Genomic DNA, 541 nt, shown 5'->3' on the forward strand with positions numbered 1-541 from the left:
AAGACGCCCGAGCAAACGATATGAAGTTGGCCCTCCTCTGGTTCGCCAGCTGGAAAAACAGCATGTCCTCCTACGCCCCAGAATGGGTGAAGGTCAACTACCGCCGCTTCCCTCGCTCCCGAGACAGAGACGACACCGCCATCGAAATCCTCTCTCCCTTCTCCAAAGAAAACGCCATGGCAGACGCTAAAGCCTTCGCCGCCCTCATGCGGCATATCCGGAAAATCGATACCGACCACACCGTCATCATGGTCCAGCCGGAAAACGAAATCGGTATGGTCGACCACGCTCGCGACTACAGCGCCACCGCCACCGAAGCCTACCACTCCGAGGTGCCGAGCGAATTGATCGACTACCTTACCGAGCATCGCAATTCGCTCACCCCCGAGCTTCTCGGCGCTTGGTCCCGCTCGGAATTCGCCACCAGCGGTAGTTGGAAAACCGTTTTCGGCGATTCGCCCCAAGCCGAGGAAATATTCATGGCCTGGCACTTCGCCGCCTACACCGAGCGCGTTACCAAAGCGGGAAAAGCCGAACACCC

Annotated in this window: 1 pseudogene; it reads left to right on the top strand. The window is 58.6% G+C overall.

Annotated elements, in window-relative coordinates:
• Positions 1-20 precede the first annotated feature (20 nt).
• Positions 21-541, top strand: a pseudogene (locus QEH53_RS23975) (beta-galactosidase); the annotation flags it as partial.

This window comes from Pelagicoccus sp. SDUM812002 (assembly GCF_031127835.1).
In the GTDB taxonomy this organism is placed as follows: Bacteria; Verrucomicrobiota; Verrucomicrobiia; order Opitutales; family Opitutaceae; genus Pelagicoccus.